This is a genomic window from Microvirga arabica, from assembly GCF_016811235.1.
Taxonomy (GTDB): Bacteria; Pseudomonadota; Alphaproteobacteria; order Rhizobiales; family Beijerinckiaceae; genus Microvirga; species Microvirga arabica.
In genome coordinates, this window is the sequence record NZ_JAFBID010000103.1 from 1 (window position 1) to 17,901 (window position 17,901).

21 protein-coding genes and 1 tRNA gene are annotated in these 17,901 nt (G+C 64.1%); 11 read left to right on the forward strand and 11 right to left on the reverse strand.

Annotated elements, in window-relative coordinates:
• The 6 genes from JQC81_RS29040 to JQC81_RS29065 all read left to right on the forward strand — a co-directional run.
• The coding region (locus tag JQC81_RS29040) for an aminotransferase class I/II-fold pyridoxal phosphate-dependent enzyme (protein ID WP_203275260.1) at positions 1 to 312 on the forward strand (312 nt) is incomplete at its 5' end.
• Between the two features lie 111 nt (positions 313 to 423).
• Positions 424 to 1,746: a homoserine dehydrogenase gene (locus tag JQC81_RS29045; protein WP_203275261.1), complete on the forward strand. Its 1,323-nt coding sequence runs from the start codon at positions 424 to 426 to the stop codon at positions 1,744 to 1,746.
• Positions 1,747 to 1,802: 56 nt separating this feature from the next.
• On the forward strand, positions 1,803 to 2,801 hold the full coding sequence (gene glpX, locus JQC81_RS29050) for a class II fructose-bisphosphatase (protein WP_203275262.1): 999 nt from the start codon (positions 1,803 to 1,805) through the stop codon (positions 2,799 to 2,801).
• 142 nt (positions 2,802 to 2,943) lie between these two features.
• Entirely contained in the window at positions 2,944 to 3,390 is a 447-nt protein-coding gene (locus JQC81_RS29055) for a GNAT family N-acetyltransferase (protein ID WP_203275263.1), read from the forward strand.
• A 79-nt stretch (positions 3,391 to 3,469) separates the two neighbouring features.
• Positions 3,470 to 5,281 carry a single-stranded-DNA-specific exonuclease RecJ gene (recJ, locus tag JQC81_RS29060; protein ID WP_203275264.1) on the forward strand — a complete coding sequence of 604 codons (1,812 nt, stop codon included), beginning with the start codon at positions 3,470 to 3,472 and terminating at the stop codon, positions 5,279 to 5,281.
• A gap of 78 nt (positions 5,282 to 5,359) precedes the next feature.
• Positions 5,360 to 5,434, forward strand: a tRNA-Glu gene (locus JQC81_RS29065).
• Positions 5,435 to 5,566: 132 nt separating this feature from the next.
• Here the strand turns inward: JQC81_RS29065 and JQC81_RS29070 are convergent.
• From JQC81_RS29070 to JQC81_RS29100, 7 genes are all read right to left on the reverse strand, one after another.
• A complete protein-coding gene (locus tag JQC81_RS29070) occupies positions 5,567 to 6,787 on the reverse strand; it encodes a vWA domain-containing protein (RefSeq protein WP_203275265.1) in 1,221 nt (406 codons plus the stop codon).
• On the reverse strand, positions 6,784 to 7,698 hold the full coding sequence (locus JQC81_RS29075) for an AAA family ATPase (RefSeq protein ID WP_203275266.1): 915 nt from the start codon (positions 7,696 to 7,698) through the stop codon (positions 6,784 to 6,786). The genes JQC81_RS29070 and JQC81_RS29075 overlap by 4 nt, the downstream gene beginning before the upstream one ends.
• A gap of 77 nt (positions 7,699 to 7,775) precedes the next feature.
• Entirely contained in the window at positions 7,776 to 8,582 is an 807-nt protein-coding gene (locus JQC81_RS29080) for an FAD binding domain-containing protein (protein WP_203275267.1), read from the reverse strand.
• A gap of 12 nt (positions 8,583 to 8,594) precedes the next feature.
• The gene (locus tag JQC81_RS29085) at positions 8,595 to 10,958 is read right to left on the reverse strand and encodes a xanthine dehydrogenase family protein molybdopterin-binding subunit (protein WP_203275268.1); all 2,364 of its coding nucleotides are present in this window, start codon (positions 10,956 to 10,958) and stop codon (positions 8,595 to 8,597) included.
• 139 nt (positions 10,959 to 11,097) lie between these two features.
• Positions 11,098 to 11,592, reverse strand: coding sequence for a (2Fe-2S)-binding protein (locus JQC81_RS29090; RefSeq protein ID WP_203275269.1), 495 nt, complete (start codon positions 11,590 to 11,592; stop codon positions 11,098 to 11,100).
• Positions 11,593 to 11,768: 176 nt separating this feature from the next.
• The gene (locus JQC81_RS29095; protein ID WP_203275270.1) at positions 11,769 to 12,230 is read right to left on the reverse strand and encodes an SRPBCC family protein; all 462 of its coding nucleotides are present in this window, start codon (positions 12,228 to 12,230) and stop codon (positions 11,769 to 11,771) included.
• A 102-nt stretch (positions 12,231 to 12,332) separates the two neighbouring features.
• The gene (locus JQC81_RS29100) at positions 12,333 to 12,794 is read right to left on the reverse strand and encodes an iron-sulfur cluster assembly scaffold protein (protein ID WP_203275271.1); all 462 of its coding nucleotides are present in this window, start codon (positions 12,792 to 12,794) and stop codon (positions 12,333 to 12,335) included.
• 164 nt (positions 12,795 to 12,958) lie between these two features.
• Between JQC81_RS29100 and JQC81_RS29105 the strand changes: the two genes are divergently transcribed.
• Genes JQC81_RS29105 through JQC81_RS29120 form a run of 4 tightly spaced genes read left to right on the forward strand, consistent with a single transcriptional unit; the run spans position 12,959 to position 15,580 of the window.
• Entirely contained in the window at positions 12,959 to 13,282 is a 324-nt protein-coding gene (locus tag JQC81_RS29105; protein ID WP_203275272.1) for an XdhC family protein, read from the forward strand.
• Positions 13,283 to 13,287: 5 nt separating this feature from the next.
• Positions 13,288 to 13,980: an XdhC family protein gene (locus JQC81_RS29110; protein ID WP_203275273.1), complete on the forward strand. Its 693-nt coding sequence runs from the start codon at positions 13,288 to 13,290 to the stop codon at positions 13,978 to 13,980.
• Positions 13,977 to 14,996 (forward strand): molybdopterin-binding protein, encoded by a 1,020-nt coding sequence (locus tag JQC81_RS29115; RefSeq protein ID WP_203275274.1) that lies wholly within the window; start codon positions 13,977 to 13,979, stop codon positions 14,994 to 14,996. The genes JQC81_RS29110 and JQC81_RS29115 overlap by 4 nt, the downstream gene beginning before the upstream one ends.
• Positions 14,993 to 15,580: a nucleotidyltransferase family protein gene (locus tag JQC81_RS29120; RefSeq protein WP_203275275.1), complete on the forward strand. Its 588-nt coding sequence runs from the start codon at positions 14,993 to 14,995 to the stop codon at positions 15,578 to 15,580. Before JQC81_RS29115 ends, JQC81_RS29120 begins: the two co-directional genes overlap by 4 nt.
• A 28-nt stretch (positions 15,581 to 15,608) precedes the next feature.
• Here the strand turns inward: JQC81_RS29120 and JQC81_RS29125 are convergent, their stop codons facing one another.
• On the reverse strand, positions 15,609 to 15,911 hold the full coding sequence (locus tag JQC81_RS29125; RefSeq protein WP_203275276.1) for a hypothetical protein: 303 nt from the start codon (positions 15,909 to 15,911) through the stop codon (positions 15,609 to 15,611).
• Between the two features lie 195 nt (positions 15,912 to 16,106).
• Here JQC81_RS29125 and JQC81_RS29130 point away from each other — a divergent pair, with 195 nt between their 5' ends.
• Positions 16,107 to 16,331: a DUF6894 family protein gene (locus tag JQC81_RS29130; RefSeq protein ID WP_203275277.1), complete on the forward strand. Its 225-nt coding sequence runs from the start codon at positions 16,107 to 16,109 to the stop codon at positions 16,329 to 16,331.
• A gap of 51 nt (positions 16,332 to 16,382) precedes the next feature.
• Here JQC81_RS29130 and JQC81_RS29135 read toward each other — a convergent pair whose 3' ends face one another.
• The 3 genes from JQC81_RS29135 to JQC81_RS29145 form a co-directional block, all read right to left on the reverse strand.
• Positions 16,383 to 16,640 (reverse strand): hypothetical protein, encoded by a 258-nt coding sequence (locus JQC81_RS29135; RefSeq protein WP_036352564.1) that lies wholly within the window; start codon positions 16,638 to 16,640, stop codon positions 16,383 to 16,385.
• A 94-nt stretch (positions 16,641 to 16,734) separates the two neighbouring features.
• Entirely contained in the window at positions 16,735 to 17,361 is a 627-nt protein-coding gene (locus JQC81_RS29140; protein WP_203275278.1) for a 2-dehydro-3-deoxy-6-phosphogalactonate aldolase, read from the reverse strand.
• A gap of 91 nt (positions 17,362 to 17,452) precedes the next feature.
• Positions 17,453 to 17,728, reverse strand: coding sequence for a hypothetical protein (locus tag JQC81_RS29145; RefSeq protein WP_203275279.1), 276 nt, complete (start codon positions 17,726 to 17,728; stop codon positions 17,453 to 17,455).
• Positions 17,729 to 17,901: the final 173 nt, after the last annotated feature.

Below are 17,901 nucleotides of genomic sequence, written 5' to 3' on the forward strand. Positions count from 1 at the left end.
GTGATGGTCGATTCGTTCGGGAAAGCAGGCTGGCCCGTGCCCGTGCCTACCGCGTCCATGTTTGCCTGGGTGCAGATTCCGGAGAAATTCCGGTCCATGGGAAGCCTCGAGTTTTCCAAGCTCCTGGTGGAGAAGGCCGACGTGGCGGTGGCGCCCGGCATCGGCTTTGGCGAGCACGGCGACGATTATGTGCGCATCGCCCTTGTGGAGAACGAGCAGCGCATCCGTCAGGCTGCCCGCAACATCCGCAAGTTCTTCGACAACGCCGATCAGACCCTCCACAACGTGGTGCCGATGGTTCGGCGGGTCTGATCCTGCCCGCAGGAATTGATGCCGGTGCCTGTGACCGAGGTTCCGGTGCGCATGGACATGGAACCCTGGCGGTCGTAAAAGCAGCCCGAGATTTTCAAGGAGCTGCTGTTCGTGACACGTCCCCTTCGGGTCGGTATTGCCGGCCTCGGCACCGTCGGCGCATCGGTCATTCGCATCCTCGATCGCCAGAATGAGGCCATTGCCCAGCGCGGTGGGAAGGCCGTTCAGGTCGTAGCCATTTCGGCCCGTGACAGGTCCAAGGACCGGGGCTTCGATCTCGCGCGCTTCACGTGGTTCGACAATCCGGTGGAGTTGGCCGGTGCAACTGACGTGGATTGCGTCGTCGAGCTCGTGGGCGGCGCGGACGGGGCAGCGTTGGAGACGGTGCGCACGGCGCTCTCCCACGGCAAGCACGTGGTGACGGCCAACAAGGCGCTGCTCGCCAAGCACGGGCTCGAGCTGGCGAACCTAGCGGAAGAGAAGGGCGTGTCGCTCGCCTTCGAGGCATCCGTTGCCGGCGGCATCCCGATCATCAAGACCCTGCGCGAGGCCCTGCCGGCCAACCGGATCTCGCGCCTCTACGGTATCCTCAACGGCACCTGCAACTACATCCTCTCCCGGATGGAGCTGGAGGGTCTGACCTTCCAGGACTGCCTGAAGGACGCGCAGCGCCTCGGCTATGCAGAGGCCGATCCGACCTTCGACGTCGAAGGCTTCGACACCGCCCACAAGCTCGCCATCCTCACCAGCCTCGCCTTCGGCACCCAGATCGACGCTGAGGCGATCTACGTGGAGGGCATCTCCTCCATCGCGCCCCTCGATCTCGCCATGGCCAAGGAGCTGGGCTTCCGCATCAAGCTCTTAGGCGTCGCCGAGCGCACGAAGACCGGAATCGAGCAGCGCGTCCACCCGACCATGGTGCCCCGTACGTCCTCCATCGCACAGGTGATGGGCGTGACAAACGCGGTCACCATCGACGCCGATGCGGTGCGCGAGCTGACTCTGATCGGCCCAGGGGCAGGCGGCGATGCCACCGCCTCCGCCGTCGTGGCGGACATTGCCGATGTCGCGACCGGCAAGGTGCAGCCACTCTTCGGCGCTCCCATCGACCAACTGGAAAAAGCGGCCCGCGCCCCCATGCAGCGCCACGAGGGCGGCTATTACATTCGCCTCACGGTCCATGACCGGCCCGGCGTTGCCGCAGGCGTGGCGACACGGATGGCCGAGGCGGACATCTCCCTTGAGAGCATTCTCCAGAAGCGCTCGGAAACCGCCGCGAACAAGGATCCGCATGGACGGTCCGGCACGCCGGTTCCGCTGGTGCTGATCACCTATGCGGCCACGGAGGCTTCGATCCGCTCCGCCCTGGAAAACATTATGGGGGATGGTCTTATTGCCGAGCCGCCCCAAGTCATTCGCATCGAACGCGAGTAACCGGACTCCGGGCCCCAGGGCCCGGCGACGATCATCATAAGGGAGACGACACGTCCATGTCGCAAGGCATTACCGTCCAACCGGGCCAAATCATCGAGCGCATTCTGACCCTGGAGCTCGTCCGCGTCACCGAGCGCGCGGCGGTGGCCTCCGCCAGGCTGCGCGGCCGCGGCAACGAGAAGGCCGCCGACCAGGCGGCCGTGGATGCCATGCGCCGTGAGCTGAACAAGCTGCCCATCGATGGCACCGTGGTGATCGGCGAGGGCGAGCGCGACGAGGCTCCGATGCTCTTCATCGGCGAGCGCGTCGGCAACAAGCAGGGCCCGAAGGTGGACATCGCCGTCGACCCGCTCGAAGGCACCACCCTTTGCGCCAAGGACATGCCCGGCTCCATCGCCGTCATGGCCATGGCTGAATCCGGCACCCTGCTGGCCGCGCCCGACGTCTACATGCACAAGATTGCCGTGGGCCCCGGCTATCCGGCCGGCGTGGTCGACTTGGACGCCAGCCCGGAAGAAAACCTGCATAACCTCGCCAAGGCGAAGGGCGTGAAGGTCAACGAGTTGACCGCCCTCGTGCTCGATCGTCCGCGTCACGCTGACCTCATCGCCGCCATCCGCAAGACCGGCGCCGGCATCCGGCTGATCTCCGACGGCGACGTGGCCGGCGTGATCTTCACCACGAAGCCGGAAGAGACCGGCATCGACATCTATCTCGGCATCGGCGCCGCCCCCGAGGGCGTGCTGGCGGCAGGCGCCTTGCGCTGCATCGGCGGCCAGATGCAAGCCCGCCTGATCCTCGACACCGAGGAGAAGCGCTCCCGCGCCTTGCAGATGGGCGTGACCGACCCCAACAAGAAATACGATATGACGGATCTTGCCCGCGGCGACGTGATCGTGGCTGCCACCGGCGTGACCGACGGCGCCCTGATCAAGGGCGTTCATTTCGGCAAGGACGTGATCACCACCGAGACCGTGGTGTATCGCTCCGCCACCGGCACCGTCCGCCGCATCTACGGCGAACACCGGGAATTGTCGAAGTTCCACCTGGATTAATTTGCTCCAGGGACAGACCACAATTCATACTGCGTCCTGGCCGGGCTTGTCCCGGCCATCCACGTTTTCGGCTCGGTAAGAAAAACGTGGATACCCGACCCAAGGCCGGGCATGACGATGGAACAGGTGAGGAGCCGACCACATGATTCACATTCGCCCCTTCCACTCCGATGATAGGCAGGCTTGGGATCCCCTGTGGCAGGGCTATCTCACCTTCTACAAATCGTCCTTACCCGCTGAGGTGACGGACGAGACATGGCGGCGCCTTAACGATCCGGCGGAGCCCATGCACGGTCTTGCCGCGGTTCTGGACGGCAGGATCGTCGGCATTGTCCATTTCCTCTATCACCGCTCCACCTGGACGACAGGCAATTACTGCTATCTGCAGGACCTGTTCACGGCCGAGGAGGCCCGTGGGCAGGGCGCCGGCCGGGCTCTGATTGAGGCGGTTTATGAGCAGGCGAGGGTGGATGGAGCCAGTCGGGTCTACTGGCTGACCCACGAGACCAACACGGCAGCCCAGGTGCTCTATGACAAGGTCGCCTCCCGCAGCGGCTTCATTCAGTACCGGCATATGATGCTGGGCTGACGCTTCCACGGTCCGAGCGCCCAGGGGTGACGATGTGGCGAAGGTGCTTTGACCACAATTCGCGGGTAAGAGTCCCGACGTGACCGAATCATCTCCTCTTCACCTGCCCAAGCCCTTCCTGGGCGTCGCCAATTCCGCCCTCGGGCGCACCTGGGTCGAGCGCTGCGATGCCGCCCAGAGCACTATTGCGCTTGCCATTGCCCAGACCCACGGCCTGCCCGATGTCCTCGCCCGGGTGCTCGCCGGCCGCGGCGTGAGCGTTCATGAGACGGATGGCTTCCTCAACCCGCGCCTGCGGGACCTCATGCCAGACCCGCACAAGCTCACCGACATGGAGGCGGCAGCCTCCCGCCTCGCCGATGCGGTGACCCGCAATGAGAAGGTGGCGATCTTCGGGGACTACGATGTCGATGGTGCCTGCAGCGCCGCGCTGCTGGCCGAATACCTGCGCGCCTGCGGGGTGGAATACGCCATTCATATCCCCGATCGGATCACGGAAGGCTATGGCCCGAACGTGGATGCGATCCGGGCTCTGAAGGAGCAGGGCGCCGATATCCTGGTCACAGTCGATTGCGGCACCGCCAGCATTGAGCCTCTGGCCGAGGCACGCCGTCTTGGTCTAGACCCTCTGGTTCTCGACCATCACCAGGCCCCCGAGCAACTGCCCGAGGCGCTCGCTATCGTGAACCCTAACCGGCAGGACGACCTATCGGGCCTCGGCCACCTCTGTGCGGCGGGCGTGGTCTTTCTGACGCTCGTTGCCCTCAACCGCACCCTGCGCTCGCGTGGGTTTTTCAATGGCCGACCCGAGCCCGACCTGATGGGCAGCCTCGACCTCGTGGCGCTCGCCACAGTGGCCGACGTGGTGCCGCTGCTGGGCCTGAACCGCGCCTTCGTGCGCCAAGGGCTTGCCATCATGAGGAGCCGCCGCCGGGTTGGCTTGGCGGCGCTCCTCGACACGGCCGGGCTCGCAGGCGCTCCGGAGAGCTGGCATCTCGGTTATCTCGTCGGGCCGCGCATCAATGCCGGCGGGCGCATCGGCGATGCGGCCCTGGGTTCGAAGCTTCTCCTGACTGAGGACCCGGTTCAGGCGGGCAAGCTGGCTGCCGAGTTGGACCGACTCAACCGGGACCGGCAGGCCATCGAGGTCGTGGCTGTTGCCGAGGCCGAGGCTCAGGCCATGATGGCTCTGGAGCGCGTGCCGGACCTGCCGGTTCTCGTCACCGCCTCAGCCGAATGGCATCCAGGCGTCGTCGGTCTGATCTCCGCCCGGACCAAGGAGCGGTTCCGTCGCCCGGCCTTCGCGTTCACGCTCAATCAGGACGGAACAGCCACCGGCTCGGGCCGCTCGGTGCCCGGCGTGGATCTGGGCTATGCAGTGCGAGCAGCCGTGGATGCCGGGCTTGCCATCAAGGGCGGCGGCCACACCATGGCGGCCGGCGTGACGATCCAGGCCACGGATCTCCAGCGCTTTCTCGAATTCGTCACCGAGAGGCTTTCCGAGCCGGTAAGCGCCATGCGCCTGCGGGACAGTTTTGCCATCGACGCGACCTTGACGGCTGCGGGCGCCCAGCCGGCTGTGGTGACGGCCCTGGAGCGGGCAGGGCCGTTCGGCCAGGGCCAGCCCGAGCCCATGTTCGTCTTCCCCCAGCATCGCGTCGTCGAGGCTCGGGAGGTCGGCAGCGGCGGGCATCTGCGTGTGAAGCTTCGCGGCGGCGACGGCAGCTTCATCGGGGGAATCGCATTCCGCGCAGCGGGGCAGCCACTGGGCAATGCCCTGTCTCGGGCCATCGGCAACCCGCTCCATGTCGCGGGAACGCTTTCCATCGACCGCTGGGGCGGCGGGGAAAAAGCCGAGCTTCGCATCGCGGACGCCGCACGGCCCGAATAATTGAATTCGGGTGCTTGCGATGCGTCACGAACCCATCTATAGGTTCGCCCACTTCGGCGGCACCGCCCCGAATGACCCGCGCCCTTCGTCTATCGGTTAGGACGCCAGCCTTTCACGCTGGAGAGAGGGGTTCGACTCCCCTAGGGCGCGCCAAACAATTTCATTTCCAATAAATCCAATATTCTCAAGAGCTTCTCGGAAACTCTTGGCGTGACGCCTCATTAGGCGAAGCAGCCTGCTGGGGGCGGTTCTCCTGTCGCAGGTTCGAGGCTTGCTGCGCTTGGCTCATGATGCCCGTAGCCACTGCCGCGGGTTGCTTCGCTCGGTCGGCTCGCCGGACAAAGCACGGCAAAGCTCCTGCATCGATGCCAGAGAGTGGATCGGGCGGAACTCGTCGACATGGGGCAGCATCGCCCGGATGCCGGTGGCGCGGGCCTCGAAGGCGTCGAAGCGCAGGAGCGGGTTCAACCAGATCAGGCGCCGGCAGGAGCGCTTGAGCCGGTCCATCTCGAAGGTCAGCTCGCGTGTTACCTCGCGCTCAAGCCCATCCGTGAACAGCAGGACGATGGCGCCCTGGCCGAGGACCCGGCGGGACCAGTGGCGGTTGAAGTCGTGGAGCGCATGGGCGATCCGCGTTCCGCCCTCCCAGTCCTGCACGCGCTTGGACGCGCGGGTAAGCGCCTCATCCGGGTCGCGGCTGGTCAGTTCGCGGCTGATATTGGTCAGGCGCGTGGCGAAGACGAAGGAATGAACCTTTCGCCTCTTCTCGGCGATGGCATGCAGGAAGTGCAGAAAGAGCCGAGAGTACTCCGCCATGGAGCCGGAGATGTCCATGAGCGCAACCACCGGCGCATGGCGCACGGCAGGCGAACGATACGCCAGGTCGATGGCCGCCCCGCCACCGCGCAGCGAGCGGCGGAAGGTCCTGCGCGGATCAATCCGGCGGCCTCGTGGGTCGGGCAGAAAACGGCGCGTCGTCACTTGGTCGTCCGGCAGGGACATCTCGGCGATTAGGCGCTTCGCCAAGGCGATCTCGGCCGCCGACATCTGCGCGAAATCCTTCGCCTTCAGGATTTCGCGATCCGAGACGGTGAGGCGGGCCGTGAATTCGGTTTTCTCGACCGGCTCCGGCTTCTCCTGTCGGGGCGTGGCCAGGGCCTCAGCCACGCGCAGGGTGCCGGCCTGCGGCTTCTTCTCTTCCTTGGCGCCGCCTGGCGCGATCGGCGACATCTGGGCGATGAGCTTTTCGATGAGTGCGCGCCGCCGCCAGAAAATCCGGAAAGCCTGATCGAACAGGATGCTGTGCTCGTGCCGCTTCACGAACACGGCGTGGAGCGTCCAGTAGAAATCCTGGCGGGTGCCGATCCGCGCCGCTTCGACCGCCGCAATGGCATCGAGAATCGCCCCGGGACCGACCGGCAGACCTGCGATCCGTAAGGCGCGGGCGAAATACGCGATGTTGTCCGCAAGGCGGCCTTCACCCTGGCGGGCGGGCGCGTCGTTCACGCGGGCGCCCTCAGCACATTCTGAACCTGATCCAGCATGTCCTTCGCCCGGCTGCCCTGCATCTTCTGGATATCGTCCTGGTACTTCAACAGGACGCCAAGAGTGTCCGAGACCAGCGCTGGGTCGAGCGCCACCGCATCGAGTTCCACGAGGGCCGAGGCCCAGTCGAGGGTTTCGGCCACGCCCGGCGCCTTGAACAGGTCCTCCTTCCGGATCGCCTGGACGAAAGCGACGATCTCCTGCGACAGGCGCTCGGGAGCCTGCGGGACGCGGCTTGAGAGGATCGCGAGTTCGCGTTCCGCATCCGGATAGTCGACCCAATGATAGAGACAGCGGCGTTTGAGCGCGTCGTGAATCTCGCGGGTGCGGTTCGACGTGATGATGACGATAGGCGGGTGCTCCGCCTTGACGGTGCCGAGCTCCGGGATCGTGACCTGGAAGTCCGAGAGCACTTCCAGAAGAAAGGCCTCGAAGGCCTCGTCCGTGCGGTCGAGTTCGTCGATCAGGAGAACAGGCGCGCCGGCGGTATCGGGTTCCAGCGCCTGCAGGAGCGGGCGCTTGACCAGATAGCGTTCCGAGAACAGGTCGCTCTCCAGCGTGTTGCGATCCACCGCTCCGCCGGCTTCGGCCAACCGGATTGCCATCATCTGTCCGGCATAGTTCCATTCATAGACCGCCGAGGCGACATCGAGGCCCTCGTAGCATTGGAGGCGGATGAGACGGCGTCCGAGGGCGGACGAGAGCACCTTCGCGATCTCCGTCTTGCCGACGCCCGCTTCGCCCTCAAGGAAGAGGGGGCGTCCGAGCTTCAGCGCGAGAAAGAGCACCGTCGCGAGCGAGCGGTCGGCCACATAGCCGGCACTCTCAAGGAGAGCCAATGTGCTGTCGATGGAACCGGGTTGGTCGGCCAAGGGCTGTGCTGCCTCCTTGAGGGCAAGATGCCCGGGGAAGCCCGGGCATCAGGTCAACGTCCTTCAGCTGTGGCTGTTCAGCCCCGGGCGCCAGCCGCCTGCACGGCGCGCCGTGCCATGACGCCGACGAGATGCGCCCGATAGGCTGCATCCGCATGGATGTCGCTGTTCATCTCGCTCTCCGCAACAGTGACGCCGTCGAGGGCTTCAGCCGCGAAGTTCCCGCTCAGCGCCTGCTCCATCTCCTTCACGCGGAACACCCCGTTCGAGCCCGCACCCGTCACGGCCACGCGGACTCCGTCCGCTTGCTTTGCCACGAACACGCCGACGAGGGCATACCGCGAGGCCGGGTTGCGGAACTTGGTGTAGGCGGCCTGCGAAGGAATCGGGAACGACACCTGGGTGATGATCTCGCCTTCTTCCAGAGCTGTCGTGAAGATGCCCTGGAAGAAATCGTCCGCGGCGATCTTGCGCTGGTTGGTGATGATCGTCGCGTTAAGAGCCAGACAGGCGGCCGGATAATCCGCCGAGGGGTCATTGTTGGCGATGGAGCCGCCGATGGTGCCGCGGTTGCGCACATGCGGATCGCCGATCAGTTCCGCCATCTCGGCAAGGGCCGGAATGGCCTGTTTCACCTCGGCCGAATTCGCGACCTCCGCGTGCTTCATCATGGCCCCGATGGTGATCATGTCGCCGGCGCGTTCGATTCCGCGCAACTCCGCGATCTGCCCGAGATCGATCACGTTGGCCGGGCCCGCGAGCCGCAGCTTCATGGTCGGCAGCAGCGTGTGCCCGCCAGCGAGGAACTTGATGTCCTCGGCTTGGCCTGCGAGGCCAGCAGCCTCCTTCACGCTCGTGGGGCGGTGATATTCGAAAGCGTACATTCCCGTCCTCCCTTATTCCGCCGCCATGGGCATGCGTGCCTTCTGGGCCGCCCGCCACACCGCCTGAGGTGTTGCCGGCATGGCGATGTCCTCATGTCCCAGCGCATCGGTGATCGCGTTGATGACCGCCGGCGGGGCCGCGATGGCGCCCGCCTCGCCGCAGCCCTTGATCCCGAGCGGGTTCGAAGGACAGGGGGTCACCGTCATGCCAACATCAAAGGACGGCAGGTCGATGGCGCGCGGCATGCAGTAATCGTTGAAACTCGCCGTAATGAGCTGCCCGCTCTCGTCGTAGAAGGCGCCTTCGAGAAGCGCCTGACCGACGCCTTGCGCGATGCCGCCATGGACCTGGCCTTCGACAATCATCGGGTTGATGATGACGCCGAAATCATCCACCGCCGTCCAACGCTCGATCTTAGTCACGCCGGTATCAGGGTCGATCTCCACCTCGCAGATGTGGACGCCGGCCGGGAAGGTGAAGTTGGTGGGATCGTAGAAAGCTCCCTCCTTCAGGCCGGGCTCCAGATCCTGGCCCGAGAACTTGTGGGCGATATAGGCCTGAAGGGCGATCTCGCCGAAAGCCATGGAACGGTCGGTGCCGGCCACACCGAACCGGCCGTCCTTGAACTCGATATCGCCCTCGGACGCTTCGAGCACGTGGGCCGCCACCTTCTTGCCCTTGGCGATCACCTTGTCGATAGCCTTGGCGATGGCCGACATGCCCACCGCGCCGGAGCGCGAGCCGTACGTGCCCATGCCGAACTGCACCTTGTCAGTGTCGCCGTGGACGATGCTGACCTGATCGATGGAAATGCCGAGCCGGTCGGAGACGAGCTGGGCGAAGGTGGTCTCGTGGCCCTGGCCGTGGCTGTGCGAACCGGTCAGCACCTCAACGGAACCCGTCGGGTTGACGCGCACTTCGGCTGACTCCCAAAGGCCGACACCTGCACCGAGGGAGCCGACCGCCTGCGAGGGAGCGATGCCGCACGCCTCGATATAGCTCGAGAAGCCGATGCCCCGCAGCTTGCCGCGGCGGGCGCTCTCCTGCTTTCTTGCCGGGAAGTTCTTGTAGTCGGCAATCTCCAGCGCCTTGTCGAGGGAGGCGGCATAGTCGCCCGTGTCATAGGTCATGATAACCGGGGTCGCATGGGGGAATTGCGTGATGTAGTTCTTGCGGCGGAACTCGGCCGGGTTCTGGCCCAGTTCGCGTGCGGTCTTCTCGACGAGCCGCTCGACTACGAAGGTGGCCTCGGGCCGTCCCGCGCCGCGATAGGCATCGACCGGCGCCGTGTTCGTGTAGACCCCGTCGACCTCGCAATAGATTGCCGGGATGTCGTACTGGCCCGACAAGAGCGGGGCATAGAGATAGGTCGGCACCGATGAGGAGAAGGTGGAGAGATAGGCGCCGAGATTGGCCGTGGTGTGGACCTTCAGGCCAATAATCTTGCCGTTCTCGTCGGTCGCCATCTCCGCATGGGTGACGTGGTCACGGCCGTGGGCGTCGGACAGGAAGGCTTCCGATCGATCCGATGTCCACTTCACCGGGCGCTTGACCTTCTTGGCTGCCCAGACGCAGACCGTCTCCTCCGCATAGATGAAGATCTTCGAGCCGAACCCGCCGCCCACATCCGGCGCAATGACGCGTAGCTTGTGCTCGGGCGCGACGCCGATGAAGGCCGAGAGGACGAGACGCGCCACGTGGGGATTCTGGCTCGTGGTGTAGAGCGTGTAGTTATCAGTCCCGAAATCATATTCGCCGACCGCCGCGCGGGGCTCGATGGGGTTCGGCACGAGGCGGTTGTTGACGAGGTCGATCTTGGTGACGTGCTTGGCCCGTGCGAATGCTGCCTCTGTCTCGTCCTTGTTGCCGAGGTGCCAGTTGAACACGGTGTTGTCCGGCGAGACATCATGCACCTGGACCGATGCCTTCGTGGCCTGGGCCGTGTCGACGACGGCCGGGAGCACGTCGTAGGCGACCACGATAGCTTCCGCCGCGTCCTTCGCCTGGGCGAGCGTTTCGGCGATCACCACTGCGACATGGTCGCCCACATAGCGCACCTTGCCCTGAGCGAGCGCCGGATGGGGACCTGCCTTCATCGGGCTGCCGTCTTTGGAGTGGATCATCCAGCCGCAAATGAGGCCCCCGATCTTGTCGGCCGCGAGGTCGTCGCCTGTGAAGACGGCGATCACGCCCGGCATGATCATGGCTGGTCCCGTGTCGATAGACCGGATCACGGCATGGGCATGCGGCGAGCGGAGGAAGTATGCATAGGCTTGGCCAGGACGATTGAAGTCGTCCACGTAGCGTCCCTGGCCGGTGACGAAACGCTGATCCTCTTTCCGGCGGACGGGTGCGCCGATCCCTGTAGCGGTCATGAAATTCTCCCTGATCTCCGTCGGCCCTGTACTGGGAAGCGAAGCGGAAGCCTGGAAGAAGGCTCTGGAGAGAAGCCCCCTCTGAGGCTCGCCTGCAGCTCGCGCCTGTTCGGGCCGCACCGTGTTTGAGTGTGCTGCCTTACTCCGCCGCCTGCTGCAGAGGCGCCTGGGCCATTCCTTCAGCTCCGGCGGCCACGGCTTTGACGATGTTGTGATAGCCCGTGCAGCGGCACAGATTGCCTTCGAGTTCGGCCCGGATGGTCTGCTCGTCGAGGGCGTTTCCCTTGCGGTTCACGATATCGATGGCTGACATGATCATGCCGGGCGTGCAGTAGCCGCATTGCAGGCCGTGATGCTCCCGGAAGGCTGCCTGCATCGGATGCAGCTCGCCGCCCTGGGAGATGCCTTCGATGGTGGTGACGACGCTGGCATTGGCCTGAACGGCGAGGGTGGTGCAGGACTTCACGGCTTGCCCGTTCAAGTGAACGACGCAGGCTCCGCACTGGCTGGTGTCGCAGCCCACATGGGTTCCGGTCAGTCTCAGGTTTTCGCGCAGGAATTGAACGAGCAGGGTGCGGGGATCGACGTCTGCGGTGACGGATTGACCGTTCACCGTCAGGGAGACGGTGGTCATGCGTGGCTTCCTCCTCAAAAGCCGGCAGTCAGGCCAACCTTCAGGTGGTCTCAGACACCGGCAGGTATTGTTGTTGGACGACCGCACGAATGCGATCCATCGAAGCCGAGTGTGGCCCGCCCCGGTGGAGCGGTCAAGCATTGGAATGGTTCAAAGGTCGGTGACTGAAGATCCCGTCATGCGGCCGTTTCGGCAGGCGAGAGGATTTTGGCGAAATTCGCGAAGAACTCGTCGGCATATTTCTTGGCGACGCCGTTGATGAGGCGCCCGCCGAGCTGTGCGATCTTGCCGCCTATATTGGCCTCGACATCGTAGATCAGCTTGGTGCCGCCCTCCATGTCCTCAAGCCGCACCTTCGCTCCGCCCTTGGCCCAGCCGGCAACGCCGCCTTGTCCCTCGCCGCTGATCGTGTAGCCGTTGGGCGGGTCGAGATCGGTGAGGTTCACCCCACCCTTGAAGGTGGCCTTCACCGGCCCGACGGACACTTTGGCGACAGCCTGGAACTCTGTGTCGCTGATCTTCTCCAGCTCCTGGCATCCGGGAATCGCTGCCTTCAGGACTTCCGGATCGTTGAGGGCCGCCCACACCGTCGCCCGGTCGGCTGGAAGCGCCACCTCACCCTGCATCGTCATTGCCATGCTGCGTTCTCCTCCTGTCAACAGTCCGACAGCAGAGTAAGGGCAAATCAGGCGGCGCGTCACCTGCCTGGCTTTGCTGCAATGCACGCTGAAGCGCAGTGCTCAATCGTCTGAGTTTGTGACGGCCTGCTCTTTGGCTGCCTGCTGAGCCTTGGCAAGCGCATCAACGACAGCATCGAAGGTGAGGAGGATGGAGGCATGGCGGGCTTTCAAGCCCCGAGCCGCTTCCAGGAACGCAAGGTCGGCCCATTTGCCGGAAGGAGGAACCCCGCCTTCCTTCAGCATGCGATGCATGCTCTCCCTGAGCGCGCGAAGCTCCTCGGCAGTCGAACCGATCACATGCCGCCCCATGACCGACGAGGAGGCCTGACCCAGGGCGCAGGCCTTCACCTCATGGGCGAAGGCGCTGACCACGTCGCCGTCGAGTTTCAAATGCACCGTGACCGTCGATCCGCACAGTTTCGAGTGAGCCTTAGCGCTCGCATGCGCATCCGACAGCGTTCCCTGAAGCGGAATATCGGCCGCAAGCTCAAGGATGCGGCGGCTATAGATATCGTTGAGCATCCTGCGAGCGATCCATCCGACGAGGTGCCTGTTCGGGATGAATCAGACGCCGCAATACCGTGCCTGTCAATGCCACGACGTCTGCCCGTTACCATGCCGGTTGCCGTCCGAGGGCAGGTGGTGGCAGTATCGGTCGGCGAACTGCTCCTATGCCGGAAAGCCTCATGCTCTCGACCGATACGGATATCCTGAAGACGGCAGAAGCCTGGAGGCGCGAGGGCAGGGGCGTCGCCATTGCGACCGTGGTCGACACCTGGGGATCGGCACCCCGTCCCGTCGGCAGCCATCTGGTGATTGATGAAGACACGAACTTTCTCGGCTCCGTCTCCGGCGGCTGCGTCGAAGGCGCGGTGATCACCGAGGCCCTGGATGTCATTGCCGATGGAAAGCCACGCATGATCGAGTTCGGGGTTGCCGACGAAACCGCCTGGCAGGTCGGGCTGTCCTGCGGCGGGCGCATCAGGGTCTATGTCGAGCGGGTGGATTAGACCGCATGCACCTGAGCCTCCTGTCCGACCTGAATGCAGAGCGCGCCGCACGGCGTGCCGCTGTTCTCGTGACCGACGTCGCGTCCGGCGAGCAGCGTCTCGTTCGAGAGACCGAGGTTGATGGCGACTCGATGGCTGGGGAGCTTCAGGATGCTTTGCGGCGCAGCAAGAGCGGACTGATCGAGCGGGAGGGCCGCCAGTTCTTCCTCACCGTACAGGCGCCGCCAGTCCGGGTGGTGGTCATCGGGGCTGTCCATATCAGCCAGGCGCTGGCACCGATGGCAAAGGGCCTCGATCTCGACGTCACGATCATCGATCCGCGCACGGCATTTGCAACGCCCGAGCGTTTCCCGGATGTGGCGTTGCTGGCGGAGTGGCCCGACGCGGCTCTCCCGGATATCGGCGTCGACCGGTATTCAGCCATCGTGGCGCTCACCCACGATCCGAAGATCGACGACCCTGCGCTCATCGCTGCTCTGCGGTCAGAGTGCTTCTACATCGGCGCGCTTGGCTCTCGCAAAACCCATGACCGTCGGGTTCAGCGCCTGACCGAGGCCGGATTTGCACAAGCGGATCTCGCTCGAATTCATGCGCCCATCGGTTTGGACATCGGGGCGGTGTCGCCTGCGGAGATCGCGGTTTCCATTCTGGCCGAGATCGTCGCCAGCCTGCGTAAGGAGCGGAGGCGACTGGCGTGAAGTTCGGGCAGGTTCCTGTCGAGGAGGCAATCGGGGCTCTGGCGGCTCACAGCGTCCGGATAGGCGAGATGGTGTTGAAGAAGGGAACCCTCGTCACGCTGGACGTCGCAATGCGCCTGAAGCAGGCCGGTGTCGAGACACTCATCGCTGCCCGGTTCGAACCCGGCGACATCACGGAGGACGAGGCAGCCTTCCAACTGGCTCATGCGCTCGCAGGCAACAATGTCTCTCTCGAGGCGCCCTTTACGGGACGGTCGAACCTTCATGCTGAAACCGCGGGCGTTCTCCTCATCGATGCGGATGCGATCCATGGGCTCAATGCCGTTGATGAGGCCATGACCGTTGCCACTCTGCCGGCTTACAAGCCGGTCGTCGCCGGGGAGATGGTTGGCACGGTCAAGATCATTCCATATGCCATACCGGAAGTCCTGCTGCAGCAGGGAATCGAGAGAGCGGGCAAGAGCGCCCTACGGATCGCGCCTTACGCCCGGCAAAGGGTCGGGGTTGTCTCGACGATTCTTCCGGGTCTGAAACCAAGCGTAATCGATAAGACACTCGCCGTGCTCGACAGACGGCTGGAGCCGGCAGGGGCAAGGGTCACGCAGGATCGCCGCGTGCCCCACGAGGCGGCAGCCCTGGCGCAGGAACTGGCCTCACTGGCAGGTGGTGACACTGAACTCATCATTGTTTTCGGAGCCTCCGCCATCGCCGACCGACGCGACGTCATTCCATCGGCCATCGAGAGGGCCGGAGGGCGGATAGAGCATTTCGGCATGCCGGTCGATCCCGGAAACCTGCTTCTTGTGGGCGCCATCGGCGGCAAGCCCGTCATCGGCGCCCCCGGTTGCGCGCGATCCCCAAAGGAAAACGGCTTCGACTGGATCCTGCACCGCCTTCTGGCGGATGTGCCCGTCGCGAGGGCCGACATCATGTCGCTCGGGGTCGGCGGGCTTCTCATGGAAATCGTTTCGCGGCCGCAGCCACGCGAGGGCGGCGAGAGCGAGGCCGAGGCATGAGCGGCGTCGCGGCCATTCTCCTGGCGGCTGGGCGCGGCACCCGCTTCGGCGAGGAGCTGAAATTGCTGGCCCATGTCGGCGGCAAGGCCCTGATCCGGCATTCGGCAGAAGCGGCTGTCCGTTCAACGGCCGATCCGATCATCGTGGTGACAGGCCACCGGGCGGACGCTGTTCAGGCGGAACTGACCGGACTTCCGGTCCAGTTTGTTCACAATCCTTTGTTCGCTGATGGTCTATCGACCTCGCTGAAGGCCGGCTTTTCGGCATTGCCGCCCGAAGCGCGGGCCGCTGCTATCCTCCTGGGCGATATGCCGCTCGTGACCACGGGCCTCATCAACGCTCTCGTGGCCGGCTGGCACGAAAGCGGAGAGCCGTCTGCCTTGGTCCCGACCCTGAATGGCCGGCGCGGCAATCCTGTTGTGATTTCGCGTGCGCTTCAGCCGGCAATCGAAGGTCTCTCCGGCGATGCCGGCGCAGGACCTGTTCTTCGCGGGCGACCGGACGTTGTGGAATGGCCGACGGCAGATCGTGCCGTTATCCAAGACATCGACACCAAAGAGGAATTCGGCAAGCTCAGGCTTTAGGGCATCATGCCCGCAGCAAAGCCATTCCTCAGACGGGATTGCCTTTGACCTTGGTCACCATTTCCCAGTTGTCACCGGCGGCTATCATACAAGCTTTCCCGTCCGGCATTGTCATGATCATCGTCCAGGAGCCGTTCGAGGAAGCGAAAACCTCCAGAACCTGCCCGGGCTGGGACAGGCCCATGCCCACGGGATCTTCCTTATACTGACTGGCCAGCAGTTTGACGAGCTGTTCGCGGGGGCCGCAGGCCGACTGCGCGCTGGCTGGAGACGCGCCGATCGCCGTCAGGGCGGCCAAAGCCGCGAGCGGGGCAAGGGAAGAACGGACCATGGTGTTTGCCTATACGGTTGACCCGCACTGACCCTTGGCGTGCTGATAAACGCTCTATGATGGAAAAAAGCTCCATCCTGTGGTTGCCGGTTATCGTCAGGGACGGGACCGTGTATAGGAGGCGGAAGGCTCTCGGTTGAACCTGCCGCCGGCGGGAGCGTTTTTCCCGCCACACATCAGAATGAAGCTAGGACCATGCCCCGCTATTTCTTCAACATCCGGGATGGACATGACGTCGATGAGGACGAGGAGGGCATCGAGCTTCCGGACCTCGATGCAGCCAAGGCCGAGGCCTTGGCGACCGTCGAGGAGCTTCGCGACCAACTCGCCGATGCAGGCAACATTGAGCTTGAGATTGCCGATGAGACGGGGCGGCGGCTCCTGACCGTTCCGTTCTTCCGCGGCGGGCGCCGCCGGTAAGGAAAAGGCCCGGCGCGAGGGCCGGGCCGTTCCAATAGGGCCGAGCCTGCCTCAGCACTCGACCTTTTTCTTGGTCGTCGTATCGCCGAACTCGTCGGTCTTCTGCTTGGTTTCGGAGGTGCAGCCGACGCTCCCAGTCGTGGAGGTCGTCACCGACGTCGAGGACGTCGTGCTCGGCTCCGTGGAGCGCTCAATCGTAGTCTTGCTGCCAAGAAGGCCTTCTTCCTTCTTGATGGTCGTGGTTGTGTCCTGAGCGAAGGCTGCTGTGCTCAGAAGGGAAGCTGCCAGGATCAAAGCCGTTTTCTTCATCGTGAAACTCCAACAATGAACATCTCTCCCTGAAAACGGCTTTCTTTCTCAGGGGTTCCTGACCGGACATGTCTGAAGAGCGTTCGCTAAAGGATCAAGTAGCGTTGAGACGCTGCCAGGCGGCTGCAAAATCACGAGCATTGCGGCCGACCTCCTCCACCGACATGGCTGGCGTAAACAGCGCCGAACCGAGCCCGAACCCGTTGGCTCCGGCGTCCACATAGGGCTTCATGGTGTCCGGCTTGATGCCCCCAACCGGCACGACGATGGCGTCCTTGGGCAACACGGCCCGCCAGGCCTTCACGACTGCGGGCGGGATGGCCTCGGCGGGAAAGATCTTGATCGCGTCGGCTCCGGCCTTGAGAGCCGCAAAGGCCTCGGTGGGGGTCGCCACGCCGGGGGTGCAGATCAGGTCCTGCTCCTTGGCCCGCCGGATGACGTCGAGATCCGCGTGAGGCATGACGATCAGCCTGCCGCCCACATCGCGGATGCCGTTCACCTGCTCTGGGTCGAGAACCGTGCCGGCGCCGATGAGAACGCCCTTGGGCATGGATTTGGCGAGACGCTCGATGCTGCGGAACGGCTCCGGCGAATTGAGCGGAACTTCGATGATGCGAAATCCCGACTCGACCAGCGCATGACCGACAGCCTCCGCGTTCTCAGGTTTCAAACCGCGCAGGATCGCAATGAGAGGAAGCTCAGCCAAGTAGTCGCGCAGCACAATTCGCCTCCCATGGGTACGGCCGGGCACAAGACGCTGTCTGCCGGCCGGACGCTACTAGTTGGACCAGCGCAGGCCCGGTTTCAACCTCTCAGGAACTCGGCGTGAGTAACCGGGCCAAGTAAGCGGCTGCGCTGTCGAGCGTATCCCGTCCATCGGCACTGTGCTCGACGAACCAGTCTTCGAGCGCAATGCCAGGATAAAGCTGCTCGACCCCTGCAAAGAACTGCATGAGCTTAAGGGAGTCGAAGGCGAGGGTGCGCGTCAGGGAGACGTTCATGGCCAGATCGGGCGTCTTATTCTCGTCGATCGACTGGCAGACCGAGATGATGTGCTTTGCAACATCTGCCCTCAATGGAAAGGTCACTGGAAGGGTCCTGGGCATGTAACGTAAAGGAACTAAACTATAGATACGTTATCCTGGTTCAAAACGCCATAGGAAGCTTAAGCTTGCGGCCAAAGTCTAAGTGCCCGTTTGAGAATTGCTACGGGTGAGCGATGCGGCGGAGCATGAGACTGCTCATGGCCACCCCGATCATG